This is a genomic window from Streptomyces sp. NPDC088194 (genome assembly GCF_040702025.1).
In the GTDB taxonomy this organism is placed as follows: domain Bacteria; phylum Actinomycetota; class Actinomycetes; order Streptomycetales; family Streptomycetaceae; genus Actinacidiphila.
Window position 1 is genome coordinate 24,047 of sequence record NZ_JBFBIV010000017.1, and the last position, 23,941, is coordinate 47,987.

The window sequence follows — 23,941 nt, forward strand, 5'->3', positions numbered from 1 at the left end:
GCACCATTTCGTGGGAAACGCAAGGCAAAGAGCTTCCGCTCGGGAAGCTCGTTGAGAATCTCATCCCGTGTGCCGAAAATCCCGGTGGAACGTCGAACAAAGCCCGTTCACAGCCGGTCCGGTCACACAGAACGATACCTATCGGGCGGCTCCGTCCAACCCGCCGTCCTGGTCACTTGGACGCGGTCGCGGCGCGCGCCTGCGGCCAACGCTCGTATCGTTCCGTTCCCTTGACGGGAAGGGGAAAGGAGACCTCGATGACGAGCCCGCCGCCCGGCCTGGCGTGGGCGCTGAGGGTGGCGTCGTGGGCCGCGGCGATGGCCCGGACGATCGACAGGCCGAGGCCGTGGTGGCCGTCGCCCGCTGTGCGGCGCATGCGCTGGAACGGTTCGAAGAGCTGGTCCACGCGGTCCTGCGGGACTTCGGGGCCGGTGTTGGAGACCGTGAGGACGGCGCGCCGGTCGTGCCGCCGGACGGTGATGTCCATGCTGCCGTCGGGCACGTTGTAGTAGGCGGCGTTGTGCACCAGGTTGGCGACCAGCCGCTCCAGGAGCGCGGTGTCGCCGGCGACCGGCGCCGGCTCGGTGCGGTCCACGATCCGCACGCCGCGCCGCTGGGTCTCCGTCAGCTGGGTGAGCAGCACGGACTTGGTGACGTCGGCCAGGTCGACGGGCTCGGTCCGGTCCATGCCCCGCTCGCTGACGGCCAGGGTGAGCAGAGACTCCAGCAGGGCTCCCTGGTGGGTGCTGATCCGCAGCAGGCGCTCGAAGTTCTCCCGGAAGGACTGGGCGGTGGCGTCGGGGTCGAGGAGTGACTCCTCCAGGAGGGCGCGTTCCACGGTGAGCGGGGTGCGCAGCTCGTGGGCGGCGTTGGCGACGAAGCGCTTGTGGGACTCCAGGGCGGCTTCGAGCCTTTCGAGGAGTCCGTCGACGCTGTCGGCGAGTTCGCTGATCTCGTCGCGGGGGCCCTCGACGGCGAGGCGCTCGTGCACGTTGCTGGCGGAGATCCGGCAGACGCCGGCGTTGAGCGTGCGCATGGGCCGGAGCACCCGCCGGGCCAGGAGCCAGCTGAGCACGATGGAGATCGCCGCCATGATGGCCAGGGCCGTTCCGGACTGCACGAGGAGGTCGTGCATCTGGGCGCGGTGCAGCTGGGCGGATTGCCTGCGCATCTGGTCGTCGAGCCAGTTGGTGACGGCCGGCGGGGACGCGGAGCCCGGGCCGAGCGGGATGACCGTCTGGGGTTGCGGAGCGCCCCCTGGCGGGGCGCTGACCGGTGGGAGGCTGCCCGGCGCTCCGTGGAAGGCGGTGACCACGCTGTGGATGGGGTGGTTGACGAGCAGGTAGGTGATGCTGAGCAGGACGGCGCCGGAGGCGATGAACAGCAGCCCGAAGAGCATGGCGAAGCGGACCCGGACCCGGCGGGGCGTGAGGACGCGGATCAGGGCGCGTGCCCGAGTCGCGGCGGCGGAGCGGCGCAGGCGGTCGCGGGTGCGGGTCAGGAGGGTGGTCGCCATGTCAGATCCGGTAGCCCTCTCCCGGAACGGTCCGGATCACGGAGCGGTCGACGAGTTTTGTCCGGAGCCGGTTGACCGTGGCCTTGACGGTGGTGGTGCCGGGATCGGCGATCTCGTCCCAGACCTTGGCGAGGAGTTCGCCGGTGGTCACGGTGCGGCCGCGCGCGCCGAGCAGGCATTCCAGGACCCCGAACTCCTTCGCGGTGAGCGGTAGTTGAGTGCCGTCGTGGCTGGCGGTGCGGCGGGCGGGGTCGAGCCGCAGGGGGCCGCGGACGAGCACGGGCTGCCGTACGGGGTGGGCGCGGCGGCTGAGGGCGCGGGTGCGGGCGAGGAGTTCGGCCCAGGCGAAGGGCTTGGCGAGGTAGTCGTCGGCGCCCAGGCTGAGGCCCTCGACACGGTCGGCGATGGTGGCGGAGGCGGTGAGCATGAGCACCTTGGTACGGATGCCGTCGGCGGCGAGTTCGGCGCAGACCTCGTCGCCGTGCACGTCGGGGAGGTCGCGGTCGAGGATGACGACGTCGTAGTCGGCCTCCAGGACGAGGTCGAGCGCGGTCCTGCCGTCGTAGGCGGTGTCGACGGCGAAGCCCTCGCGGCGGAGCACTCTGGTGATCGAGTCCGCGAGTTCCGTGTGGTCCTCCACCACCATTACTCTCATCGTTCCCCCTACGAGACACGGGTCACCGACGGCAGGGTCCCCCACCCCGGGTCACACCCCGGTTACTGCGTTCACAGGCTGGCGCACCGGCCCGCGCCTGGCAACAGCACCCGGCTCCGCGACCCCGCCGCGTGGCCCGGGTCCGGCCGGGCGGCTCCTCTCCGGCCGGGCGGCTCAGATGCGGTATCCGGCGTGCGGCAGCGTCTCGATGACCGGCGGGTCCCCGAGCTTGCGGCGCAGTCGGCTGACGGTGACCTTCACGGTGTTGCTGAACGGGTCGGCGTCCCGGTCCCAGGCACGCTCCAGCAGTTCCTCGGCGGAGACGACGGAGCCGCCGGCGGCGAGCAGCACCTCGAGTACGGCCATTTCCTTCGGTGACAGGTCCAGCTTGCGCCCGCCGCGCAGCGCCGTGCGGCGGGCGGGGTCGAGTGCGATGTCGCCGCGGGTGAGGACCGGGGGCACGGCGGGCTGGTCGCGTCTGCCCAGGGACTGCACGCGGGCGATGAGTTCGGCGAGGGAGAACGGCTTGGCCAGGTAGTCGTCGGCGCCCAGGTCCAGGCCGTCGACGCGGTCGGCGATGGAGCCGGAGGCGGTGAGCATCAGGACGCGCGACGGGCTGCGCTGCCGGACGAGTGCCTGGCAGATCTCGTCGCCGTGCACGAGCGGCAGGTCGCGGTCCAGGACGATGACGTCGTACGCGCCCGAGGAGGCGCGGCTCAGCCCCAGCTCCCCGTCGTGCGCCAGCTCCACGTCCATGGCGTTCCGGCGCAACCCCCTCGCGACGCTCTCCGCGAGATCCCTGTGGTCTTCCACGATCAGTACCCGCATATCCCCACCTTCTCAGGCGGAGCATCACACGGCGGTAACAGGCGACGCGGGGCCCCGCCGGGGGCGTGCAGGACATCGCCCCTACGGCGGTGGGAGGCAGACCTGCCGCCGGCGGCGCCGCAACGTCGAGACGCGAGACGCCCGAGGCCAGGCATGACCTGCCAGGATGTCTCCGGCAACGGAAGAGCGAACACTCGTGCGTGGCGCGACCGATGATGGGTCCGGAGTGCTCTCACGGCGGCGGCAACACATCGAAGGGGGCCCACCTGTGGTCGGAGAAGGCGACTCCTCGGCGGCGGCCCTGCGGAGCGTCGAGGAATGGAGTGCCCGGATTCACCGCGGCCTGCGGTCCGGCAGCCGGGTGGACGCCGAGGCCGTGCGACTGGCCTGCCTGCTGCTCGACTGGGGGCACGACGCCGACGTCGTCCGCGAGCTCGTCACGCGCGATCCGGCGCAGGTCCCCGCGCCGGAGATGGCCCGGCTGGCGGCGGAGCTGCTCCGGGTCTGCGGCTTCGACCCGGGGTTCGCGCTCGCCCCCGAGCGGCTGCCCGTCCTGGAACGGGCGGTGGAGAAAGTGGCGGCGGACTTCGCCGGCTGCACGGTCGTCGACGGCCTGCACCTCGTGCAGGTGGACGAGGCCGGCCCGCGCGCGCTGCTCGCGCTGGGCGACGGCACGCTGCTGAGCACGGGCAACGGCCTGGCCCCTTCGGCGGGAGACGATCCGGTCCACGCCCTGGTCGAGGTCGCGGCGGAGGTACAGGACGAGGTGGCCGCCCGGTTCCGGCTGGTCTGGCCGGTCTGCCGCGAACACGGCCTGGGCGTACGCCCGGCAGCGGCGGACGGCAGCGCGCGCTGGCGGTGCGCGGGCGGGCCGTCGGGGCACTTCGTGGGAGAGGTGGGCGCGTTGACCACCCCGGTCACGCCGGGCACCCCGAGCACGCCGAGCACCCCGAGCACCCCGAGCACGCCGGTCACGCCGGTCACGCCGAGGAGAGTTGTTCCGCTATCTCCTTCACCCACGCGGCCGTCTTCGTCGGGTCGTTGAGGGAGTTCGTCCATTCCTCGGGAGTCAGCCGTTGGTGGGTCGGGCCCGCCTTGAGGGCGATGAGGAGTGCCCTGGCCGAGTCCCGCATCTCGGCCGTGGTGTCGCCGCTCCCCTTGATGTCCGGCCCCGCCGCCAACGCGTGGATCTTGCGCGCCATGGCCTGGCGTTCGCCGTTCGCCACCTTCTTCCAGAACTTCAGGGCCTCCTTCAGCGCGTCCTCGCGGGTGGCGGGCTCCGCGGTGGTCTCGCCCTCCGCCGCCCAGCGTTCGGGGTGGCGGGCCCCGTCGTAGCGCTTCTTGCCCGCGCGGCCGGCCTTGTAGGCGGTGACGCCGAGGATGAGGCCGGCGGCGCCCGCGGCAAGGCCCCAGCCGACCGGGTTGCTCGCCAGTCCGGCGCCTCCCGCGGTGGCGGCGATCGCCGTCACCACGCCGCCCGCGGCCTTGGTGGACTCGCCGACGGCGGTGAGCGCCTGCTTGCCCATCTTGTTGCGCTGCTTGCCGAGCGCGTACGTGAGCACCGTGTTCATCGTGTTCACGTCTTCGGCCCGCCGGACGTCCCTGGCGGCGTCCCGGGCCTGGCCCATCGCCGCCCAGGCCGCGTCGATGGCGTCGGAGACCCGCTCCAGCCGGTCCTCGCCTTCATGGTCCCAGTGGGCATCCAGCGCGACGTACGCCTCGGCCGCGGCCCATTCGGCGTTCTGCTTCGCCTGGTTCAGCCGGGCCAGCGCCCCCTCGTCGGTGCGGTCGGGCTTCTCCAGGCCGTCCAGGGCACGGTACTTGCGGGCCGTCAGCCCGAAGCGGCGCGCGGCGCGCGCTCCCTTCACCGCGCCGGTGACGCTGGAGCCGATCCCGCTCGCCTCGCCCGCTTCCATGACGTGTGCCGCCTTCGCGGCCTTGGTCAACTCCTTGGCGACACTGAGGGCGTTGGTCCCCGCGCTGGTGGCGCTGACGACCGCCTCGGCCGTCTTGGAGGTGAACTTCTTGTGCGCCCCGTGGAAGGCGGCCCCGCTCTTGTGCTTGTCGGCGTCCTTCTTGGCCTTGGCCGCCTCCACGCCGCCGAGCATGGCCCCGACGGTCTCCGCGACCAGGCTTTCCGAGCCGGCGGCGCCCCCCGAGGAGGCGGCGGCGTGTTTGAGGCTGTCGTTGACCGTGGCGGAGGCGTGCTGGGAGAAGCCCGCGTTGGCGGGGACCTGGACGCCCTTGACGAAGGTGTCGACGAGTTCGAAGTTCTTCTTCAGGCGGTCGAGGACGGCGGCGATCCGGTCGCGATAACTCTGCGCTCCGGCCGACGCGTTGCGGTTCTCCGGCGCCCGCGCCGGCGCCCGCTCCGGCGCCTCCCCCTGCGCCGTGCCCCTGGCGCGCTGCACCATCGCGGCCGCGGCCCGGTTGCCCGCGCTGGACTGCACCGCGAGCAGGGCGCGTTCCGCCGGGTTGCCGGACAGGCTCCCCGCCCGGCTCCGATCCTGGCGCTGCCGGCTCGCCGTCAGGCCCACCCCGGGCGGACGTGCTGGTGTGCGGTGGACCGGGGTGCTCATCGACGTGCCTCTCGTGTGCCTGACGGGGCGTGGGGAGAGTAGCCGGGCAAGACGAACGGAGAAGGAGCAGCGGGAAAACATTCCACCCAGCCGCCGCCGGCCATCGTATGATCGGGCCGCACCGGCACGGCCGTCGTGCTGACCACGGAGCGCTACCCGGAAGGGCTGGACGAGAGCCTGCCATGGCCACCGCACTGATCATCGGCGACGTCCAGCAGGGCATCACCGGCAGTTACCCGTTCGCCCGACGCGTCGTGCCGCCGCTCACCGAACTGATCCCGCGCGCCCGCGCGGCCGGCGCCCTCGTGGTGTTCGTGCACTTCGCCATCCGCGCCAACGGGGCCGATCTGCCGCCGGGCAACGCGCTGTTCAGGTCGTTCCACGAAGCCGGCGACACCTTCCACGAGGGATCGGCCGGGACCGCGATCGCCCTGCCGGTCTCCGAGCAGGACGTCGTCGTGGTGAAACGGCGCGCCAGCGCGTTCGCCGGCACGGACCTCGACCTCGTCCTCCGCGCCGGCGGCGTCGACACGCTCGCGATCGCCGGCGTCGCGACCAGCGCGATGGTGGCCGCGACCTGCTACGACGCGGCGGACCGCGGCTACGGCGTGACCGTGCTGCGCGACGGTTGCGCCGACGGCGACACGGCGATGCACGACTTCTTCATGGACGCCGTCTTTCCGAGCCGGGGGTTCGAGGTCGTCTCCTGCGCCGAGTGGAGCGGACCGCGAGGCTGAGCCCGTACGGCGCCAAGTGCCGGACAGGCCAGACGAGTTCGCGCACGGTGGGCGGTGGCGCGTTGAAGGCCGCAGGGCCCGGGCGTTCCCGCCCGCACCGCCGTCCACAGTGGCGGCCGGCCGGCGAGCGGGACTTGCCAGGATGGCGCCGACGCCGCACCGCGCTCGCACCGGCCGTTCCGCGATCACTTCGGCCCAGACTCACCTGACGTGGCGGCGCCTACGAGTGGGGCGGGCACGCCGCGACCCTCGCGCAGCGGGCCGGCCTCAGCCCGGAACAGCTCCGGGCGACCGCCGAGCGCCGTACGCCGCTGTCTTCCGCGTGGCAGCCGCGCCACGCGGCACTCCTCCACGCCGTCGACGAACTGCACGACACGGCCCGGCTCTCGCAGCCCGCGTGGGACGCTCTGCGCGTCCACTACGAGGACGCCCAACTGCTCGAACTCCTCGTGCTCACCGGCTGGTACCGAACCATCAGCTACCTGGCCAACGGGTTGCTCATCGAGGAGGAGCCCTGGGGCGCGAGGTTCCCGGCGCCGTAGCGACGCCGCTGCGCGGCACGAGCGTTGCGCCGATCCCGATACGCCGGGAACCCGCCGCGGGATGATCGTCGGGCGGGGAACGCCCGCGATCGGCGGGCACTTGGGCGCGTTCGTCGCGCGGCTCGCCGCGGGCTTCCAGAGGCGGGCCGCCCGGGTCAGTCCCCGACCGGAACCGCGAGTTTCGCGTGGTCGGCGTCCGGCAGCCAGTCCCGCTCGGGGGCGTAGTCCAGCCAGCGCCGGGCGCGGCCCGCCTCGGTGAAACCGCGCAGCAGGGCGTCGAGCCGCGCGTGGCGGTGGGACTCGCGCCAGGCGAGCGACCACGCGTAGAGCGGGGTCGGTGCGGTGAGCGGGATCGAGCGCAGATCCGCGTGGTCGGGAAGCGGCGCGTCGCTGGGGAAGAGCGTGAAGCATGTGGCGTCGCCGCGTACGTGCTGGACGAGGTGGTCCAGGCCCAGGTTGGGACCGTCCTGGCGCCGGGTGAGCCCGAACTCGTCGGCGAAGCGCCGCAGGAAGTCCAGACGGGTCAGCTCGGCCGGGCACCACAGGGTGCTGTCGCGCAGGTCGGCCGGGCGCAGTTCGGCCGCGCCGGCCAGCGCGTGGTCCGCGCTGACCACCGCGTCGACCGGCTCCAGGCGGACGAGCCGCTGGGCCAGTCCCTTGTCGCGGCCGCCGGGCAGCGGGTGCACCCGGCCGAAACCCAGGTCGGTGTCACCGCGCAGGAGCGCCTCCGCGACCGACGGCCAGTCACGGGCCGGGCCGGGCTCCAAACGCACCGAGCCGAGCGCTTCCACGGCCTGCGCGACGGTGCGCATCGGCGCGAAGAGATGGCCCCACACGTCGATCCGTACCACCGGCCCGGCGCCCAGCGCCGCCGCGACCGCGCGCTCCCCCGCCGCGAGGGCCTCCCGCGCTGCGGGCGCGAACCGCTCGCCGGCTTCGGTCAACCGCGTGCCGCCCTGCCGTTCGAAGAGGCGGACGGCGAGCAGCGACTCCAGGCGCGCGACGCGTTTCGACAGCGCCTGCTGGCTGGTGTTCAGCTGCTCGGCAGCGCGCCCGAAGTGCAGCGTCTCGGCGGTCGCGACGAACGCACGGACCAGGGCGAGGTCAAGGTCCATGCCGCTGACCTTATCCGACAACCGCGCGTTGTCGGTCGGGGCGCCGCGTTGTTGGCCCGGCCCACGGCGCGAGCGGTGAGATGTGTTCAGCCGCAGCCAAGGAGGCAGACACCATGAAAGCGCTCGTACCGACCGGAGATCCGGCCGAACCGGTCGTGCTCGCCGACGTCCCCGAGCCCACGCCGCGCGCCGACGAGGCGCTGGTGCGGGTGGAGGCGTTCTCGGTCAACCGGGGTGAGACGTTCAAGCTCGAAGCGCCCGTGGACGCCGAACGGCCCGGCGCACGGCCCGCCGATCGGCCCGGCAAGGACATCGCCGGGCTCGTGGTCCAGCCGGCCGCCGACGGGAGCGGGCCGGCCGGCATCACGCGCGTCGTCGGCCACCCCATGGCGGGCGGCTGGGCGGAGTTCGCCGCGGTGCCGACCCACGCCCTCGCGGTCCTGCCGGACGGCGTCTCCGCGCTCCAGGGCGCGGCGCTGCCGCTCGCCGGGCTCACCGCGCTGCGGCTGCTGCGTACGGCCGGGCCCGTGCTGGGGCGGCGCGTGCTGCTGACCGGCGCGTCGGGGGGCGTCGGGCACTACGTGACCGAACTCGCCGCCGCCGCCGGGGCGGAAGTCACCGCAGTGACCCGGGACGCGGAACGCGGGGCCAGGCTCACCGCACTCGGTGCGGCCGAGATCGTCCACCACCCGGCCGACGCACGCGGACCGTACGACCTCGTGCTGGAGTCGACCGGCGGTGCGGCCCTTCCCGTCGCCCTCGCGCGGCTCGCGAGGCGGGGCACGCTCATCTGGTTCGGGCAGGCCAGCCGGACCCCGGTGACGCTCGACTTCTTCGCCTTCTTCGACGGTCCCGAGTCGGCCGTCATCCGCCACTTCCACTACCTCGACGCGGACACCGCCCTCGGCGACGACCTGGCGGCGCTCGTCCGGCTGACCGCCGAGGGCCGACTGCACCCCGAGATCGGCCGCGTCGCGGACTGGACCGACACCGCGACCACCCTCACCGACCTGCGCGACCGCCGCATCCGCGGCAAGGCCGTGCTCACCCTCTCCTGAACATCCGCATCCCCAACGTCCGGTACCACCAGCCGAAGGAGTCCCCTCATGAACGCCAGCACCGAGCCCAGGGCCGTCGTCATCCGCTACGTGGAGGCCGTCCGCGACGGCGACGCCGACGTCATCCGCGAGAGCTTCGCCGAGGACGCGACCTGGCACTACCCGGGCGATCTGCCGACCTCGAAGGTGTGGCAGGGCCGCGACGCGATCGTCGACGACTTCCTGGGCGGCATGGGGACGGTCTTCGTTCCCGGCACGATGCGGATCGAGCTGGTCGGCACGATCGCCGAGGGCGACCGCGTGGTCGCCGAGTGGACCGCGAAGGCGCAGACCGTGTACGGCGGCGCCTACGACAACCGCTGCATCGGCATCTACACGGTCCGCGACGGCCGGATCACCTCCGTCGTCGAGTACGCGGACACCCGGCACGTGGCGGCGACCCTCTTCCCGGACCACCGCGACCCCGAGCCCGCCGGCGCCGTGTGAGCCCGACTCCCGACCGGAGCGCCGGAGTACCGGAGTACCGGAGCACGGCCGGCGACGGATCTCCTCGTCGCTCGGCCGTGCCGCCGGGCATCGGCTCACGCGGGCGGCGCGACCGGGGACCACACGCCGAGCCACTGCTCGGCGTCGTACTTCTCGAACCGCTCCCGCTCGGTGAACCCCAGCTTCGCGGCCAGGCGCATCGAGCGGGCGTTGGCGGTCTGGGTGTAGAGCACCACCGGCTCACCGGGCAGCGCGCCCGCGAACCAGCCGAGCGCCGCGGTGCACGCCTCGGTGGCGTATCCGCGTCCCCACGCCGCCGGCAGGAACAGGTAACCGAGCTCGGTCCCGCCGGCCTCCGCACGTCGCTCGCCCACCCGCTCGCGGTCGTGCGGGTCGAGCTGGACCGTGCCGATCAGCGCGCCGTCGAGTTCGACCACGAAGAAGCCGGGGCGCTGCCCGGGCACCTCGGGCACCATGCGTTCGAGCTCGTCACGCGGCTGCGGCCCGCCGAGGTAAGTGCCCACCTCCGGCGAGGCGTTCAGCTCGATGACGCCCGCACGGTCGCGCGCCTCGGTCTGGCGGAGCACCAGCCGCTCGGTGGTGATCGGGGCGGTCGGCCAGGGCAGGGCTCTGAGGTCGGTCATGCCGGCCAACCTGGCCAGCAGCCTCGCCGATGATCAAGGCGGACGAACCGCTGCGCGCGCCGGCCCCCCGCGAGCGCGAGGTGCTGTCCTTGATGGCCGAGGGCCGCTCCAGCGCCGCCATCGCCGCGCGCAAGTTCGTGACCGGGAAGGCCGTGAGCAAGCACGGCAACAGCGTCTTCGGCAAGCTCGGGCTCCAGCAGTCCGAGGAGGACAACCCGAGGGCGCCGGCCGTCCTGGCCCACCGGCGGACCTGAGCCCCGGGCACGGTCGATCGGCTCCTCCCGGGGCGCGGCGCCGACCTCCGCCCGACCCCGCGAATCCGCACCCCAGCAGGGTGAGGCACGGTTGCCCGGCGGTGCGCATACTCGGGGCATGGACAAGTACGGGCAGCTCGCGGACTTCCTGCAGGCACGCCGGGGCCAGTTGCAGCCCGAGGACGTCGGGTTGCGGACCTACGGCGAACGGCGCCGGGTGCCGGGCCTGCGGCGCGAGGAACTGGCGATGCTCGCGGGCATCAGCGCGCCCTACTACGCGCGGCTGGAGCAGGGCCAGTCGCACAACGCCTCGCCCGAGGTGCTGGACGCGCTGGCGGGCGCCCTGCGGCTGGACGCGTCCGAGCGGGCCCATCTGCACGCGCTGGCCCGCGCACCCAGGAAGAGCCGGGCCGCGACCCGGCCCCGGCCCGAACGTGTCAGCGGCGCGACCCGCGCCCTGCTGGCGGCGATCGCGGACACCCCCGCCATCGTCATCGGCCGCCGCAGCGACGTGCTGGCCTGGAACGCCCAGGGCCACGCGCTGTTCGCCGGGCATCTCGACCCGGCCGCCCCCGATGATCCGCGGCAGCGGCCGAACATGGCCCGGCTGGTCTTCCTCGACGCGCACATCCGCGACCTGTACGCCGACTGGCCCGCCAAGGCGAAGGCCGTGGTCGGCAACCTGCGGCTGGCCGCCGGCCGCCACCCCGACGATCCGCTGCTGGCCGCGCTGATCGGCGAACTGACCGTGCACAGCGCGGAGTTCGCCACCATGTGGGCCGACCACCGGATCGTGGCCTGCGATGTCGCCGACTACGCGATGCGCCACCCCCTGGTCGGAACGCTGACCGTCACCCAGCAGACCCTGCAGAGCCCGCAAGGCGAAGGCCCGGCCCTCGTGGTGGCCACCGCCGCCCCGGGCTCCCCCTCCGCCACGGCCCTGACCCTGCTCGCCCACGCCACCGCACCCGAGGGACACCGCCCGGCCCGGCCGGTGCGCGACGCCGGCACCCCCGCCACCTGACCCGACCCCTCCCGCAACCCCCGTCCTGGCCACGGCGCCGAGCCGCGGCCCCCGCATGCCCAAAAACACCTCTCAGCACGCAGAACGAGTGAAGGAACCATGTCCCAGCGAAGCACCAGGATCACCGTGTCCGCCGTCGTGACGGCCGCGACCGCCCTTGCCGCGACCGTCCTGACCGGCGCCGGGCCGGCGGGCGCGACACCGCCGGCCGCGAAGCCGCTCAGCGACGTGCGGATCGCCACCCACTTCGACCTGACCGCGGGCCAGATGCCCGAGAACGTCGCCCTGCTGCCCGACGGCACCGCGGACGTCACCTTCGCCGGCGCCCGCCAGGTCGCGCAGATCAGCCCCCGGGGCACCACCCGCGTCCTGGCGACGCTGCCCGCACCCGCCGACGGCGGAACCGGCACGCCCGTCCTCGGCTTCCCCCTGACCACCGGCATCGTCCGCACCTCCGACGGCACCCTCTACGTGCTGTACGCGACCGGCACCGCCGACCTGACCGGGCTGTGGCGGATACGCCCCGGCCACGCGCCGCAGCGCATCGCCGCGCTGCCCGCCGACGGCCTGCCCAACGGGCTGGCCCTGGACCCCCGCAGCAACCGGCTCTACATCACCGACTCGGCGCTCGGCACCGTGTGGACCGTCCCGACCAGCGGCGGCACCCCCACCCCGTGGTCCACCGACCCCGCGCTCGCCCCGATCGACTTCCTCGGCGCCAACGGCGCGAAGGTGCACGACGGCGCCCTGTGGGTGACCAACCTCGACCAGGGCACCCTGCTGCGCATCCCGATCCTGCCCGGCAACCGCGCGGGAGCACCGCAGGTCAGGGCGTCCGGCCTGGTCGGCATCGACGACTTCACCTTCACCGGCCACGGCGACCGGACCCTCGCCGCACTCAACGGGCCCGACCAGGTCGTCCGCATCGAGCCCGACGGCACCCACACCGTCCTGCTGGACGCCGCCGACGGACTCCAGAACCCCACCTCGATCGCCCTGCACGGCCACCAGGTCGACGTGTTCAGCGCCGCCTACACCACCAAGACCGACCCCAACCTGCTCCGCGCCCGGCTCGACGACCACCGCTGACCCCGGCCGGTTCGCGCGTCACCCGAGGCGGTCGAGTTTCCCGTAGAAGGACAGGAGGCCCTCGGCGAGCCGGTCGGGGGCCTCCATCGCCGCGTAGTGGCCGATCCCGTCGAGGGAGAGGGCGCTGACGTCCTCGGCGACCTGACGCAGGGTCGCCGGGGTGAAGTCGCCCGATCCGCCGCCGGCGGCGAGCACGGGCACGGTGAGCTTCCGGGCCGCCAGCCGGCGGATCTCGTCGCCTTCGCGGAGCATCGAGCGGTACAGTCCGGCCGCGCCGTTGAACCCGTCGGGTCGCGCATAGGAGCGGGCGAGTTCGTCGATGTCGCCGTCGGTGAAGGCGTCGGGGGTCCCGCAGAGCGACGGGATCGCGTACTGCGCGAGGAACGCCCGTTCCCGTCCGGCGAGCAGCAGGTCGGGGATGCCCGGGGCGGCGAGCACCCCGATGTGCCAGGCGCCGCCGTGGGCGACGTCGGCGAGCTTCTCGACACCGTACCCGGGCAGCCCGGTCTCGATCGCGGCGTAGCTGCGCACGAGGTCGGGGCGTGTGGCGGCGACGCGGAACGTGGTGGCGCCGCTGACGTCCTGGCCCGTGAGATGGACGGGGCCCACGTCGAGCCGGGTGATGAGTTCGCCGAGGTCCTGGGCCGCGGTCGTACTGTCGTGCGCCGTGGTCGCGGGGGCGGAGTCGCCGAAGCCGCGAAGGTCGGGGGCGAACACCCGGTGGTGCGCGCCGAGCAGGGGGATCAGCTTGCGGAAGACCCACCAGGTCTCGGGGAAGCCGTGGACCAGCAGGACCGGAGAGCCGGTCGTGCCGGCCGAGACGTAGTGCAGTTCGGTTCCGTTGAGGCTGACGTGGTGGTGTGCGACGCCCGGGATGGTGGCGCCGCCGGCGAGGGAGTCCATCGTTCTCCTGGATCGGATCGACAACATGGTTGTCAATCTACCGGTCGACAACACGGTTGTCGACCTCCGTTTCTCGTATGCTTCCCCGCATGGCACGTTCACCCGGCGCTGACCTCGCGCTGCTGCTTCTCGGCGGCTTCCAGTCGATGGTGGACGACGTGCACGGCGAACTGGCGCGCCGCGGGCACCCGGGCGTGCGCGCCTCGCACGAGTTCGCCCTGCGCGCCGTCGACGAGGGCGCGGACACGGCCTCGGCACTCGGCCGGCGGCTCTCGGTCTCCAAGCAGGGCGCCGCCAGGACGATCGGCGCGCTGGAGAAGCTCGGATACCTCGCGCGCGAGCCCGACCCGAGCGACGGCCGCCTCAAACGGCTGCGGGTCACCGACCGCGGCCACGCCATGATGACGCTCGGCGCCTCGCTCTTCGACGAGGTGCGCGAGCGCTGGGCGGCGCGGCTGGGACCCGGGCAACTGGAGCTCGTCGAAGCGCACTTGGCCCGGGTTGTCGCGGGCCGGCCGTCGAGCGTCGAGGCCGCGGCTCGGCTCAACGACGATCTCGGCGAGGTCACTTGAGGAGCGCCTGAGGACGGCCGACCACCGGACCGCATCGACCAACGGACCGCATCGACCTCCCGACGGCACCGATCGCCCGACGGCACCGATCGCCGGACGGCGCCGGCCGCCCACGGGACGGGAAGCGCCGGCGCCCCGCGCGGCCGTGACCCGCGCGGCCGTGACCCGCAGAGGGCCCGACTCGCGTGCGTGGACGGTGACTCCTCCGGCGTGCCGCGCACCGCGGCACGCCGGAGGAGCCGGTGCTCAGCCGAGCGTGACCGTCGAGGAGGCGGTCAGACCGCCCGAGGCCACCGTGACGGTGACCTTGCCGGCGCGCACCGCGCTGAGCGTCGCCGACGACAGGTCGAGCACCGCGACGGTCCCCGCGCGCCGCCGGGCGGCCTTCGCGTCGGCCGCGGAGCCGGCGATCACCAGCCCGCGGCCGCCGCTCCAGGTGACGCTGGCGGGGAAGCGCAGCGGGAACCGCAGGCCGAACTCGCTGGTGACGCCGGTCGCGGCGAGCACCGCCGAGTCGCCCACCGCGATCCGCGGCGGCGCGGTCAGCTCGATGCCGTCGATCAGCGGCCTGCTCTCGGCCCGCAGCCACTCGCGGGTCTCCGGGCTGGGCTGCCCGGCTCGGACCCGGGCCGGTCTCGGGTCGACGCCGATGTGCATCCAGCCGAAGAACCCGCCCTGGTCGGGCGAGCTGTACGGGGTCTTGCCGACCGCCGGGGTGGTGACTTCGAGCACCCCGTCGGTGCGGGTGACCGCGGCGGTGTGCGCGTGGCCGGTGAACAGGGCGACCGGCTTGCCCGACCGCTCGCGGAAGTCCGCGAGCCAGCGCTGCAGCAGGTCGGCCTCCAACTGGTCGGACAGCTGCGAGGCGCCGGCCCCCGACGGGTCCTTGAGCGGGTGGTGGAAGGAGAGCACGACGCTCCTGACCGACGGGTCCTTCGCGGCCTTCGCCAACTCGGCCTGTAGCAGCGGCACCTGGTCCCAGTCGGAGGTGCGCATGTCGCCGGTGTGCGAGTCCAGCAGGATGAAGCGGGTGCCCTTGTGGTCCATGACCTGCCGGTTGGGCCGGCCGGTCACCGACAGGAAGGCGTCCAGGCCGCCGGTCGCCGACAGGCCGGCCTCGTGGTTGCCGGGGGTCCAGTACACCGGGAGATCGCCGGGCACGTGGTCCTTCAGCAGCCCGACGGCGAGTTCGAAGTCGGCCACGTTGTTGTCGTCGACGAAGTCGCCGTTGATCAGGATGAAGTCCGGCTTGCTCGCCACGACCTGGCCCAGGGCCGCGACCGCCTGCCGCCCGGAGAACGAGTCGAGCCCGGCCGCCGCGCTGATGTGCAGGTCGGACAGGATCGCGAAGGTCCAGCGACGGTCCGGCAGCCCGCCCTGCTCGACCACGTACGGGTCGGGCCGGGGCGGGTCCGTCCGGTCCGGCTGCTGCCCGATCTGGGCGTCCAGCACGTCGAAGTCGAGTTGCCCGGCGTTCTTGTTGGTCTGCAGCGTCTCGGCGAGGTAGAGCCGCTGCAAGGTGACGGGGTCGGAGAAGCCGTCGGGCATGTCGCCGGTCACCAGCCGCCAGCCGGTCCAGTCGACGGTGGTGGCGAAGGTGAAGGGCACGTTCGTGGTGCCCTGCGAGGTGATCATCGCCCGCAGCCAGTGGTTGCCGCCGTCGCCGTTCACCCACAGCGCGAGCTTCTTGGTGCCCGCGGGCAGCGTGAGCGGGCCGTCGCCGGCCACCGCGTACGCCGCCGAGGTGCCGCTCTGGCCGGTGAAGTCGTAGGTCAGCCGCAGCGCGTGGTTGCCGGCCGCGGCTCCGGGCCGGTCGGGGGCGGCGACGGTGGAGACCGACGCGGTGCCGCGTGCCGCGGTCGCGGTCCACGTCTCGCCCGGCTCGAACTCCGCCAGCGACACGTTGACCAGACCGACGGTGACGGGCAGTTTCGCGGTGACGCCCTGCACGGTGGCGGTGAGCGTGGTGGACGTGCCGGCCGCGTCCTTGCTGCCGGTGATGTCGAGGCCGCCGCCCGCGCCCGCTGCCACGGTGAGCAGGCTCCGGTCGTAGTCGAAGGTCGCGTCCCGCGGCGCCACCGGGGCGTCGAAGCCGTCCGCGTCCACGCCGGTGAGCTGCACGTTCACCGTCGCACCGGCGTCGAGGGTGACGCTGCTGCGGCTGAACGCCAGCCGGTGCAGCTCGCCGACCACCCGTAGCTCCACCTCGCCCTCTGCGGAGGCGGAGCGGGCCCGCAGCACCCCGGCGCCGGGCTGCCGGGCGCGGAACACCCCGTCGTCCGCCTTGCCCAGCGAACCCGGTCGCGCGCTCCAGGACACCCGGTGCGCGTCGGCCGCCGCCGGCGCCCAGCTCTCGTCGTAGCCGGCGACGGCGACGTCCAGGGTCAGGCCCGGCACCACCCGGTCGGCCCGCGGACGCACGTCCAGCCCCCGCAGCCGGCCCGAACCCTTGCGGCCGAACAGGCCGACGCCGTCGGGCACCGGCCGCTCGCTGCCGTCCGACGGGGTGTTGACGACGCTGACGGTGCCGTCGCCAGGGCGGCGGGCGACCAGTTCGGTGGAGCCGCCGCCGTCCAGCATGAACGCCTCGTGGGCGCCGAGCCGTACCATCAGCGCGGCCATGTCGTCGAAGCTGAGCCCGGCGGAGAAGTTGGCGGAGCCGTCGACGGCGACCAGCAGCAGGCGGTGGCCGCCTTCCGGCCAGCCGACGGCGGTACGCGGCTTGGCCTCGTCGTTGCCGGTGCTCGGCGGGAAGTCGACCGGCTTGCCGCCGGTCGCCAGCACCGCCCCGCTGCCCAGCGCCATGTGCAGCGCGCCGGGCGCGTCGCTCTGCGGCGCGAACGCCACGTCGACGCTGTCCCCGATCCGGGTCGCGGCGAGCGCGGTGGCCGCGGCGCCGCGGCCGAGCACGATCAACCCGCCGTCCGGCACCGCCGTCGCGGTGATCTGCGGGTGGACCGCGGTCACCTTGCCGCCGGCCACCACGAGTTCGGTGTACGGACCGGCGCCCTGGATCAGCGTGCGGTCCGCGCTCCCCCACAGCGGGGTGAACACGCAGATGCCGTCGGCGGGCACGCCCGCGGAGTTGAGCGCGGCCAGCGGGCGCCGGACGCCGGCCACCGTGGCGGTGCCGGTGATCATCAGGTCGGCGAGCCGTGCGACCCGGTCGGCGCCGACCGTGGCGACCGTCGACGCCTGCGAAGTGCCCTTGCGCAGCTGTCCGTTCTGGATCTCCGGGCCCTCGGCCGCGTAGGTCTCGGTGATGTCGAAGTAGTCGCCGTTGACCGCGGCGACGGCGTGCTGCGCGTCGGTCGCCTGGCCCAGCGGGCGCGCCTGGCTCACCTCGCCCGCGATCAGGTCCACGCCGACGGACGCCTCGCCCAGGTCGGCGTTGAGCACGTGCACCCGCAGCCAGCCGGTACGGCCGAAGGTGTCGAAGGAGGTGAGTACGATCCCGGGTGCGACCGGCCGGTCCACCCGGTCGCTCACGACCGACTCCCCGTCCACCGTCAACTGGTAAGCGGGTGCTGTGAACTTCGTGAGGTCCGCGGCCGGGGCCGGGTGGCCGGGCACCGTCCCGACCGGCCCGCCCCCTGTCCGCCGCCCGGCGTCGGCGACCGCCGTACCGCCGGTCGCGGCGAGCCCGGCGGCCACCGCGCCCACGATGAGTCCGCGGCGCGTGATGTCCGCCGTCATGCCATTGCGCTGGTTGTCCATGGCGGGTGACGGTAACGGCTCCGACCGACGCCCAGGTGAACCCCAGGTGAGCCGGGTCGTCCGGCGACCGCCCGTCACCCACCGGCCCCCGTGGCCGCCCGCCCGCTGCCACGACGGAGTGTGCCGCGGCGCGTTCAGGGCGTGCGGGCTGCCGGCCCGTCCAACTCACCCACAACGTTGGACCGGCCGAGATTAACGCACCTGCCGCCCGCGGCCCGGCACGTGGCCGGTGCCGGGACGGCCCGCCGTGAACGACCCCACCGGGTCGCCCCCGCCCGCGCGAAGGCCGCCTCCGACCGCCGGTCGCCGGCCCCCGGGCCGCTGGCCGGCCGCCGGTCAGGCGGTCCCGCCCGCCGGTCGGCCGGCTCCAAAGCCGCCGGCCGGCCCTCCGTTCGCCTCAGAAGAACGTGGGAACGCGCGGGGCGTAGGGCTCTTCGAGGGCGTCGATCTCCTCGGCGGTGAGTTCGATGTCGAGCGCGGCGGCGGCGTCGGCGAGGTGGTGCGGCTTGGTCGCGCCCACGATCGGCGCGGAGACCACCGGGTTCTTCAGCACCCAGGCCAACGCGACCTGCGCCATCGACACGCCGCGGGCCTGGGCGATGCGCTGGACGGCCTCGACGATGGCCTGGTCGCTGTCGAGGAAGATCGGCCGGCCCTGCTGGTCGACGGTCCGGTGCTCCGCCGCGCGCTGCGTGACGCGCTCGCCCCAGGGCCGGGTGACCAGTCCCCCGGCCAGCGGGCTCCACGGGATGCTTCCCACGCCCTGGTAGGCGAGCAGGCCGAGCATCTCGCGCTCCTCCTCGCGGTGGATCAGGCTGTACTGGTCCTGCATGGACACGAACCGGGTCCACCCGTGGGTCTGCGCGGCGTGCTGCATGGTGGCGAACTGCCAGGCCCACATCGACGAGGCACCGATGTAGCGGACCTTGCCGGCCTTGACCACGTCGTGCAGCGCCTCCATCGTCTCCTCGACCGGCGTCTTCGGGTCGAAGCGGTGGATCTGGTAGAGGTCGACGAAGTCGGTGCCCAGCCGCCGCAGCGACGCGTCGATCTGCTCCATGATCGCCTTGCGGGACAGGCCCGCCCCGCCCGGGCCCTCGTGCATCGGCGCCCACAACTTGGTGGCCAGCACGACGTCCTCACGCCGGGTGTACTTGCGCAGCGCCCGCCCGACGACCTCCTCCGAGCTGCCCAGGCCGTAGATGTTCGCGGTGTCCCAGAACGTGATGCCGAGCTCGACGGCCTGGCGGAAGACCGGCTCGGCCGCGTCGTCGTCGAGCGCCCAGCTCGTCCGCTTGGCGGGATCGCCGAAGCTCATACAGCCCAGGGCGATCCGGCTGATCCTGAGCCCCGACGTTCCCAGTCGCGTGTACTCCATGGCGCACTCCTGCTCGGTGGTGTGGGCTGTGCCCTCGCTGCTGAAGGCGGCCGCCTTCACTCCCCACCGTGGCACGAACCGCCGCCCACGGCCTCCCATCAGGGGGTTCCTGCCGTGGCAGGTACTGACAGGCCCCCTCTGCGGGTACGGCCAGGGCCCCTCTCACCGGCGGATGCGGACGTACCGTTGCGGGTATGGACGCCCGCACCGAGTTCCGCGACTTCCTCACCTCCCGCCGCGCCAGGATCACCCCCGCGCAGGCCGGCCTGCCCGTCAGCGGCGGGAACCGCCGGGTGACCGGTCTGCGCCGCGAGGAGGTCGCGCTCCTGGCCGGCGTCAGCGCCGACTACTACATCAAGCTCGAACGCGGCAACGCCCGCGGCGTGTCCGGCAGCGTCCTGGAAGCCCTCGCCCGCGCTCTCCACCTCGACGAGGCCGAGCGCGCGCACCTGTTCGACCTGGCCCGCGCCGCCAACTCCGGCACGCGCACGCCCCCGCGCACGCCCCGACCCCGTGTGCGCCCCAGCATCCAGCGCATCCTGGACTCCATGTCCGCCACGCCGGCCTACGTACGCAACCGCCGGCTGGACATCCTGGCCACCAACCGGCTCGGCCGGGCCCTGATCCGCCCGATCCTCACCTCCCCGTGCCGGCCGCCCAACGTGGCCCGCTTCATGTTCCTGGACCCGGCGGCCGCCGACTACTACGTCGACTGGGAGCGGATGGCCGCCGGCACCGTCGCGATCCTGCGCGCCGAAGCCGGCCGCGACCCCCATGACAAGGCCCTCACCGACCTGGTCGGCGAACTCTCCACCAGGAGCGACCTGTTCCGCACCCGCTGGGCCACCCACAACGTCCACCTGCACCGCGGTGGCGTCAAACGCCTGCGCCACCCCGTCGTCGGCGAGCTGACCCTGGAGTACGAGGCCCTGGAACTGCCCGCCGACACCGGGCTGACCATGATGGCCTACAGCACCGAACCCGCCACGCCCGCACGCGACGCCCTGAACCTGCTGGCCGGTTGGGCCGCGTCCTTCGAGGAGGACGGCGACCCCGACGCGGGAACCCGCCCCACCTCCGCGCCGGGGCCCGGCATTTCCGCCTGACGCTCCCTCGGGGCCGCCGGATTCCTCCTGGCCGAGGCGGAGCCGCGCGGCCGGGTCTCAGCCGGGGCGGCCGGGCCTCAGCCGGGCAGACCGGGTCTCAGCCGGGCAGACCGGCGCTGGTCAGCCAGATGTGCGCGCAGGTCGCGGATGCCTCGCCCAATGCCCCGCGGGACTCCTGCGAGGCGTGGTAGAAGGTCCGCTCGATCATCCAGCACAGGGCGCGTGCCATCGCCGGTGCCTGTTCCGGTCCGCTGCCGGTCTGGACGCCGGCGCGTTCCAGGACCGCGGTGATGGCCGCGATGAACAAGTCGGCGGTACGGCTCCACAGTTCGCCGATCTCCGGGACGGTCAGCGACAGGTCGATCGCCGTGCGCATCACCAGGCCGTGCTCGTTCCACAGCTCGACGGTGCGCCGCATGGCGGCGTCGACGGCCCGGCGCGGGTCGTCGGCCTTCGCGGTGGCCCGGGAGCGTTCCCACAGGTGCTCCACGGTCCGGGCCACCAGCGCGGTGACCACTTCCTGCTTGGAGCCGAAGTAGAAGTACAGGGCGCCGCGGGTGATCCCGGCGCCCTGGGCGATGTCGCCGACGGTCATGGCGTCGTAGCCCTTGCTCGCCAGCAGCGCCTCGCAGGTGTCCAGGATGGCCCGCTCCCGCAGGTCGCCCTTGCGTTCGGCGGTGCGCCGGCCTCGCGCGGGGTCGTGCCCGGGGGTCACAGCTGAGCGCCCTCGGCGAAGTCGGTCGTACGGGAGAGGGTCTCCCAGGTACGGATGTCCTCGTCCACGGCCGTGCGCGCGGCGGCCACCAGGCGCAGCGCGTCCGAGCCCAGCACGAGGTGGGCCGGCGGATGCTCCACCGACGTGATGTGCACGACGGCGTCCCCGGCCTTGGCCGGATCGCCCAGCTGGTTCCCGCTGGCCTTCTGCCGTGCCGCGCGGATGGGGGCGAACAGTTCGTCGTAGTCCTCGATGGAGCGCGCGACGCGGGTCATGGAGCGCCCGGCCCAGTCGGTGCGGAAGGAGCCGGGCTCGATCGCCGTCACGTGGATGCCGAACTGTGCGACCTCCTTGCCCAGTGCTTCGAGGATGCCCTCCAGGGCGAACTTGCTGCCGCAGTAGGCGGACATGCCGGGCACCGCCATCAGCCCGCCCATGGAGGTGACGGCCATCAGGTGCCCGCGGCGGCGCCGGCGCATGTGGGGCAGCGCCGCCCGCAAGGTGGCCACCGCTCCGAACACGTTGACCTCGAACTGCCGCCGCACCTCGGGCAGCGGGGTCTCCTCCAAGGTGCCTTCCAGGCCGTAGCCCGCGTTGGCGATGACGACGTCCAGGGGGCCGACGGCCTGCTCCACCTCCGTGATGACGCGCGGGACGGCCTCGTCGTCCGTCACGTCCAGGACGCGGCCGTGCGCGCGCTCGGGGTCGAGCGCTTCGAAAGCCCGCAGGTCCTGCTCCGAGCGGACCGTGCCGACGACGGTGTGCCCGGCAGCCAGGGCGGCCTGGGCGAAGGACCGCCCCAGGCCCGTACTGACGCCGGTGATGAGCCAGTTCCGCTGCTGCATCGCTTCTCCAGGAAGGGTTCGCGGGGAGCCGGATCGCTCCCCCACCCAAAAAGTCTACACTCCGTCGATTTTTATCGCCGATGCGTTGATTCTGGCGGGCTCGGCGGGCCCGGTGGGTTCGGCGGCCCGGCCGGGTCCAGCGCGCTGCCGCAGGTCGGCCCTCACCGGTCGGCGAACGTGTGCGACTCCGCACCGCCCACGCCCACGCTGACGCCGGCGCCCGGCCGGCCCGCTCCGGCCCGCGCGAACCACGTGCCGTTTTCCCTGTGCGGAAAATCCCTGTTCGCCCGTGAACGCAGGCGCCCATCCTCGTGCACACACCGGAGCGCACGACCGCGGGAAACGCGCGGCGGCGGACGACGAGCACACGGGGGCACGGCCATGGGCCACCAAGATCCGGACGGGGACTTCAGCGGACTCGACCCCGCGCGGCTGTGGGACCTGATCAACTCGATCGACCGCCGTACGGCCACCGGCGGCCACAGCAGCGCGCAGCCGCTGGTGGACAAGTGGATGACGACGGCGCGGGGCATGAGCCTCGACACGTCCCGGCTGACCGCGATCAACCGCCATCTGTCCTGGGCCCGGGGGCAGTTGCCGATGCTGCGGCGCCGGCACAGCCTGGCCGCGGATGCCGCCAGGCAGGCGAAGGAGCTGGGCGGCGGGAAGGGGCTGGCGGCGACCGCCGCCGGCGCCGACCTCGACGGGTTCGGCACGCAGGCCGCGGCGGTGAACGCGGCGAGGAAGGACGCCAAGGCGTACAAGGACGGGAAGATCAGCGCCGCGCGGTACCTCGAACTCGTGCGGGCGCACGACACGGACCCGGACTACTGCAAAGCCGCGTTGGGCGTGCTCGGCACGAAGGCCGCCATGAAACTCGTCACCGAGGACCACCTCTACGAAGAGGGCAACCCCGACGCCGGGCAGGCCCTGATGGCCGACTTCCTGGCCACCGCCCTGCGCAGTGGCGCGTCGCTGAAGAACGAGCTCGGCGCGATTCCGTCCGAGCTGGCGCCGCTGCTCCGCTTCGCGAACTTCCCGCCCGCGGTGCTGGTCAGCCTCGGCGACGACGCGCTGAGCGACAACTCCGGGCAACTGGGCAGGTACGTGTGGCCCGCGCTCGCCGCCGACCCCGTCGCGGCCACCGCGTTCGTGCACGACCACGCCAAGGAACTGCCCGGGCTCATCGGGCCGAGCGGCCAGGGCAACGCCACCATCAACCCGGCGGAGTCCAAGGCGTTCGCCGCGGTGCTGCGCGCCGGCACGCTGCCCGCGCCCGGCGTGGACCCGAAGACCTCCGCGGCCAACACCACGGCGTTCGTCACCTACTACGCCCGTCACCCCGACGCCCACCCGTCATCGGAGTACTGCGCGGTCTACGCCGACATCATCGAGGCGTACTGGCCGGACCTCCAGGCGAGCCTGACCGACCCGGCGCCGGTCCTGGGTCCAGGGCACGTCGACGCCGACGGTGCCGCGTGGGCGGCCTTCATCGACCAGGCCATGCAGGACGGCACCTGCGCCGGACGGGTGCTCGCGTTCGGCCGGAAGCGGGCACAGGAGATGGCCGACAACGACCCGGACAACCCGATTCACGAGAACGGCGCCGGCACCATCGACGGCGTCTTCGACTACGAAGCCCGGGCGGTCAGCAAACAGCTGTCCGCCGACGAGACGGCGAAGAAGAAGGCGTGGGCGGATCACCTGGACGACGCCTTCGCCTTCGCCGTGCACACCGGGGTCGACGTCGCGCTGGACCCCGGCCAGGCGGCCGCCACGATCGGCAAGGCGGCGCTGAGCAAGGGCGAGGACGAATTCATCAAACTGATCACGACCACGGGCAAGCACGCGGACATCGGCTCGCCGCCGACGAGCACCACCTGGCAGGACGACTGGCAGGACGCCGCCCACCACGCCTACGTGGACAACCCCCACGTCGGCGACCCCGGGAAGTACGCGAACGAGTACAGCCACGGCAAGCCGTTCCTCACCGGCGACGGCCACCTCGTCGCGAACGCCACCGCGGGACAGCGGCGCGCCTACAACGAGTGGCTCAAGGACCCCGCGACCGCGAAGGCGTCGGTGGAGAACTTCAACACCCGCGACCGGGCCGATCTCCGCGGTCTCACCGGCAACGGCTGACGCGCCGGGGGCGCCGACCCCGGTGGTGCGGAGGGC

General features: G+C 73.4%; 21 protein-coding genes. 10 read left to right on the top strand and 11 right to left on the bottom strand.

Annotated elements, in window-relative coordinates:
- Window positions 1-172: 172 nt before the first annotated feature.
- The 3 genes from AB0399_RS11905 to AB0399_RS11915 all read right to left on the bottom strand — a co-directional run bounded on the left by AB0399_RS11905 (window position 173) and on the right by AB0399_RS11915 (window position 2,999).
- Window positions 173-1,516, bottom strand: a complete 1,344-nt coding sequence (locus tag AB0399_RS11905) for a HAMP domain-containing sensor histidine kinase (RefSeq protein WP_366411156.1) — start codon at window positions 1,514-1,516, stop codon at window positions 173-175.
- A gap of 1 nt (window position 1,517) precedes the next feature.
- Window positions 1,518-2,171 (bottom strand): response regulator transcription factor, encoded by a 654-nt coding sequence (locus AB0399_RS11910; RefSeq protein ID WP_366411157.1) that lies wholly within the window; start codon window positions 2,169-2,171, stop codon window positions 1,518-1,520.
- Between the two features lie 174 nt (window positions 2,172-2,345).
- Complete coding sequence (locus AB0399_RS11915) at window positions 2,346-2,999, bottom strand: response regulator transcription factor (RefSeq protein ID WP_329372603.1); 654 nt, start codon at window positions 2,997-2,999, stop codon at window positions 2,346-2,348.
- Window positions 3,000-3,267: 268 nt separating this feature from the next.
- Here AB0399_RS11915 and AB0399_RS11920 point away from each other — a divergent pair, with 268 nt between their 5' ends.
- Window positions 3,268-4,044, top strand: coding sequence for a hypothetical protein (locus AB0399_RS11920; protein ID WP_366411158.1), 777 nt, complete (start codon window positions 3,268-3,270; stop codon window positions 4,042-4,044).
- Here AB0399_RS11920 and AB0399_RS11925 read toward each other — a convergent pair.
- Window positions 3,980-5,578: a hypothetical protein gene (locus tag AB0399_RS11925; protein WP_366411159.1), complete on the bottom strand. Its 1,599-nt coding sequence runs from the start codon at window positions 5,576-5,578 to the stop codon at window positions 3,980-3,982. The two genes, AB0399_RS11920 and AB0399_RS11925, sit on opposite strands and share 65 nt — an antisense overlap.
- Before the next feature lie 182 nt (window positions 5,579-5,760).
- On the opposite strand from AB0399_RS11925, the gene AB0399_RS11930 reads away from it, so the two are divergent.
- A complete protein-coding gene (locus AB0399_RS11930; RefSeq protein ID WP_366411160.1) occupies window positions 5,761-6,315 on the top strand; it encodes a cysteine hydrolase in 555 nt (184 codons plus the stop codon).
- 697 nt (window positions 6,316-7,012) lie between these two features.
- Here AB0399_RS11930 and AB0399_RS11935 read toward each other — a convergent pair.
- On the bottom strand, window positions 7,013-7,972 hold the full coding sequence (locus AB0399_RS11935; protein WP_366411161.1) for a LysR family transcriptional regulator: 960 nt from the start codon (window positions 7,970-7,972) through the stop codon (window positions 7,013-7,015).
- 113 nt (window positions 7,973-8,085) lie between these two features.
- Here AB0399_RS11935 and AB0399_RS11940 point away from each other — a divergent pair, with 113 nt between their 5' ends.
- Both AB0399_RS11940 and AB0399_RS11945 read left to right on the top strand, forming a co-directional pair.
- Complete coding sequence (locus AB0399_RS11940; protein ID WP_366411162.1) at window positions 8,086-9,030, top strand: zinc-binding dehydrogenase; 945 nt, start codon at window positions 8,086-8,088, stop codon at window positions 9,028-9,030.
- Between the two features lie 48 nt (window positions 9,031-9,078).
- The gene (locus tag AB0399_RS11945) at window positions 9,079-9,516 is read left to right on the top strand and encodes a nuclear transport factor 2 family protein (RefSeq protein ID WP_329372591.1); all 438 of its coding nucleotides are present in this window, start codon (window positions 9,079-9,081) and stop codon (window positions 9,514-9,516) included.
- A gap of 95 nt (window positions 9,517-9,611) precedes the next feature.
- On the opposite strand, the gene AB0399_RS11950 is transcribed toward AB0399_RS11945, so the two are convergent.
- Window positions 9,612-10,160, bottom strand: coding sequence for a GNAT family N-acetyltransferase (locus tag AB0399_RS11950; protein ID WP_366411163.1), 549 nt, complete (start codon window positions 10,158-10,160; stop codon window positions 9,612-9,614).
- Between the two features lie 29 nt (window positions 10,161-10,189).
- Between AB0399_RS11950 and AB0399_RS11955 the strand changes: the two genes are divergently transcribed.
- The 3 genes from AB0399_RS11955 (at window position 10,190) to AB0399_RS11965 (ending at window position 12,527) form a co-directional block, all read left to right on the top strand.
- Window positions 10,190-10,414: a helix-turn-helix transcriptional regulator gene (locus AB0399_RS11955; protein ID WP_366411164.1), complete on the top strand. Its 225-nt coding sequence runs from the start codon at window positions 10,190-10,192 to the stop codon at window positions 10,412-10,414.
- A gap of 118 nt (window positions 10,415-10,532) precedes the next feature.
- On the top strand, window positions 10,533-11,438 hold the full coding sequence (locus AB0399_RS11960) for a helix-turn-helix transcriptional regulator (RefSeq protein WP_366411165.1): 906 nt from the start codon (window positions 10,533-10,535) through the stop codon (window positions 11,436-11,438).
- A gap of 99 nt (window positions 11,439-11,537) precedes the next feature.
- Window positions 11,538-12,527 (top strand): hypothetical protein, encoded by a 990-nt coding sequence (locus AB0399_RS11965; RefSeq protein ID WP_366411166.1) that lies wholly within the window; start codon window positions 11,538-11,540, stop codon window positions 12,525-12,527.
- A gap of 18 nt (window positions 12,528-12,545) precedes the next feature.
- On the opposite strand, the gene AB0399_RS11970 is transcribed toward AB0399_RS11965, so the two are convergent.
- Complete coding sequence (locus AB0399_RS11970; RefSeq protein ID WP_366411167.1) at window positions 12,546-13,457, bottom strand: alpha/beta hydrolase; 912 nt, start codon at window positions 13,455-13,457, stop codon at window positions 12,546-12,548.
- A 62-nt stretch (window positions 13,458-13,519) separates the two neighbouring features.
- Between AB0399_RS11970 and AB0399_RS11975 the strand changes: the two genes are divergently transcribed.
- Window positions 13,520-14,002 carry a MarR family transcriptional regulator gene (locus AB0399_RS11975; RefSeq protein WP_366411168.1) on the top strand — a complete coding sequence of 161 codons (483 nt, stop codon included), beginning with the start codon at window positions 13,520-13,522 and terminating at the stop codon, window positions 14,000-14,002.
- 246 nt (window positions 14,003-14,248) lie between these two features.
- On the opposite strand, the gene AB0399_RS11980 is transcribed toward AB0399_RS11975, so the two are convergent.
- A complete protein-coding gene (locus AB0399_RS11980; protein WP_366411169.1) occupies window positions 14,249-17,719 on the bottom strand; it encodes a phosphodiester glycosidase family protein in 3,471 nt (1,156 codons plus the stop codon).
- Between the two features lie 397 nt (window positions 17,720-18,116).
- A complete protein-coding gene (locus AB0399_RS11985) occupies window positions 18,117-19,097 on the bottom strand; it encodes an aldo/keto reductase (RefSeq protein ID WP_366411170.1) in 981 nt (326 codons plus the stop codon).
- Window positions 19,098-19,291: 194 nt separating this feature from the next.
- On the opposite strand from AB0399_RS11985, the gene AB0399_RS11990 reads away from it, so the two are divergent.
- On the top strand, window positions 19,292-20,203 hold the full coding sequence (locus tag AB0399_RS11990; RefSeq protein ID WP_366411171.1) for a helix-turn-helix transcriptional regulator: 912 nt from the start codon (window positions 19,292-19,294) through the stop codon (window positions 20,201-20,203).
- A 97-nt stretch (window positions 20,204-20,300) separates the two neighbouring features.
- Here AB0399_RS11990 and AB0399_RS11995 read toward each other — a convergent pair whose 3' ends face one another.
- The gene (locus AB0399_RS11995) at window positions 20,301-20,918 is read right to left on the bottom strand and encodes a TetR/AcrR family transcriptional regulator (RefSeq protein WP_366411172.1); all 618 of its coding nucleotides are present in this window, start codon (window positions 20,916-20,918) and stop codon (window positions 20,301-20,303) included.
- Window positions 20,915-21,763: an oxidoreductase gene (locus tag AB0399_RS12000; protein WP_329372572.1), complete on the bottom strand. Its 849-nt coding sequence runs from the start codon at window positions 21,761-21,763 to the stop codon at window positions 20,915-20,917. The genes AB0399_RS11995 and AB0399_RS12000 overlap by 4 nt, the downstream gene beginning before the upstream one ends.
- A 381-nt stretch (window positions 21,764-22,144) precedes the next feature.
- On the opposite strand from AB0399_RS12000, the gene AB0399_RS12005 reads away from it, so the two are divergent.
- Window positions 22,145-23,905 (top strand): hypothetical protein, encoded by a 1,761-nt coding sequence (locus AB0399_RS12005; protein WP_366411173.1) that lies wholly within the window; start codon window positions 22,145-22,147, stop codon window positions 23,903-23,905.
- The last annotated feature ends 36 nt before the right edge of the window (window positions 23,906-23,941 follow it).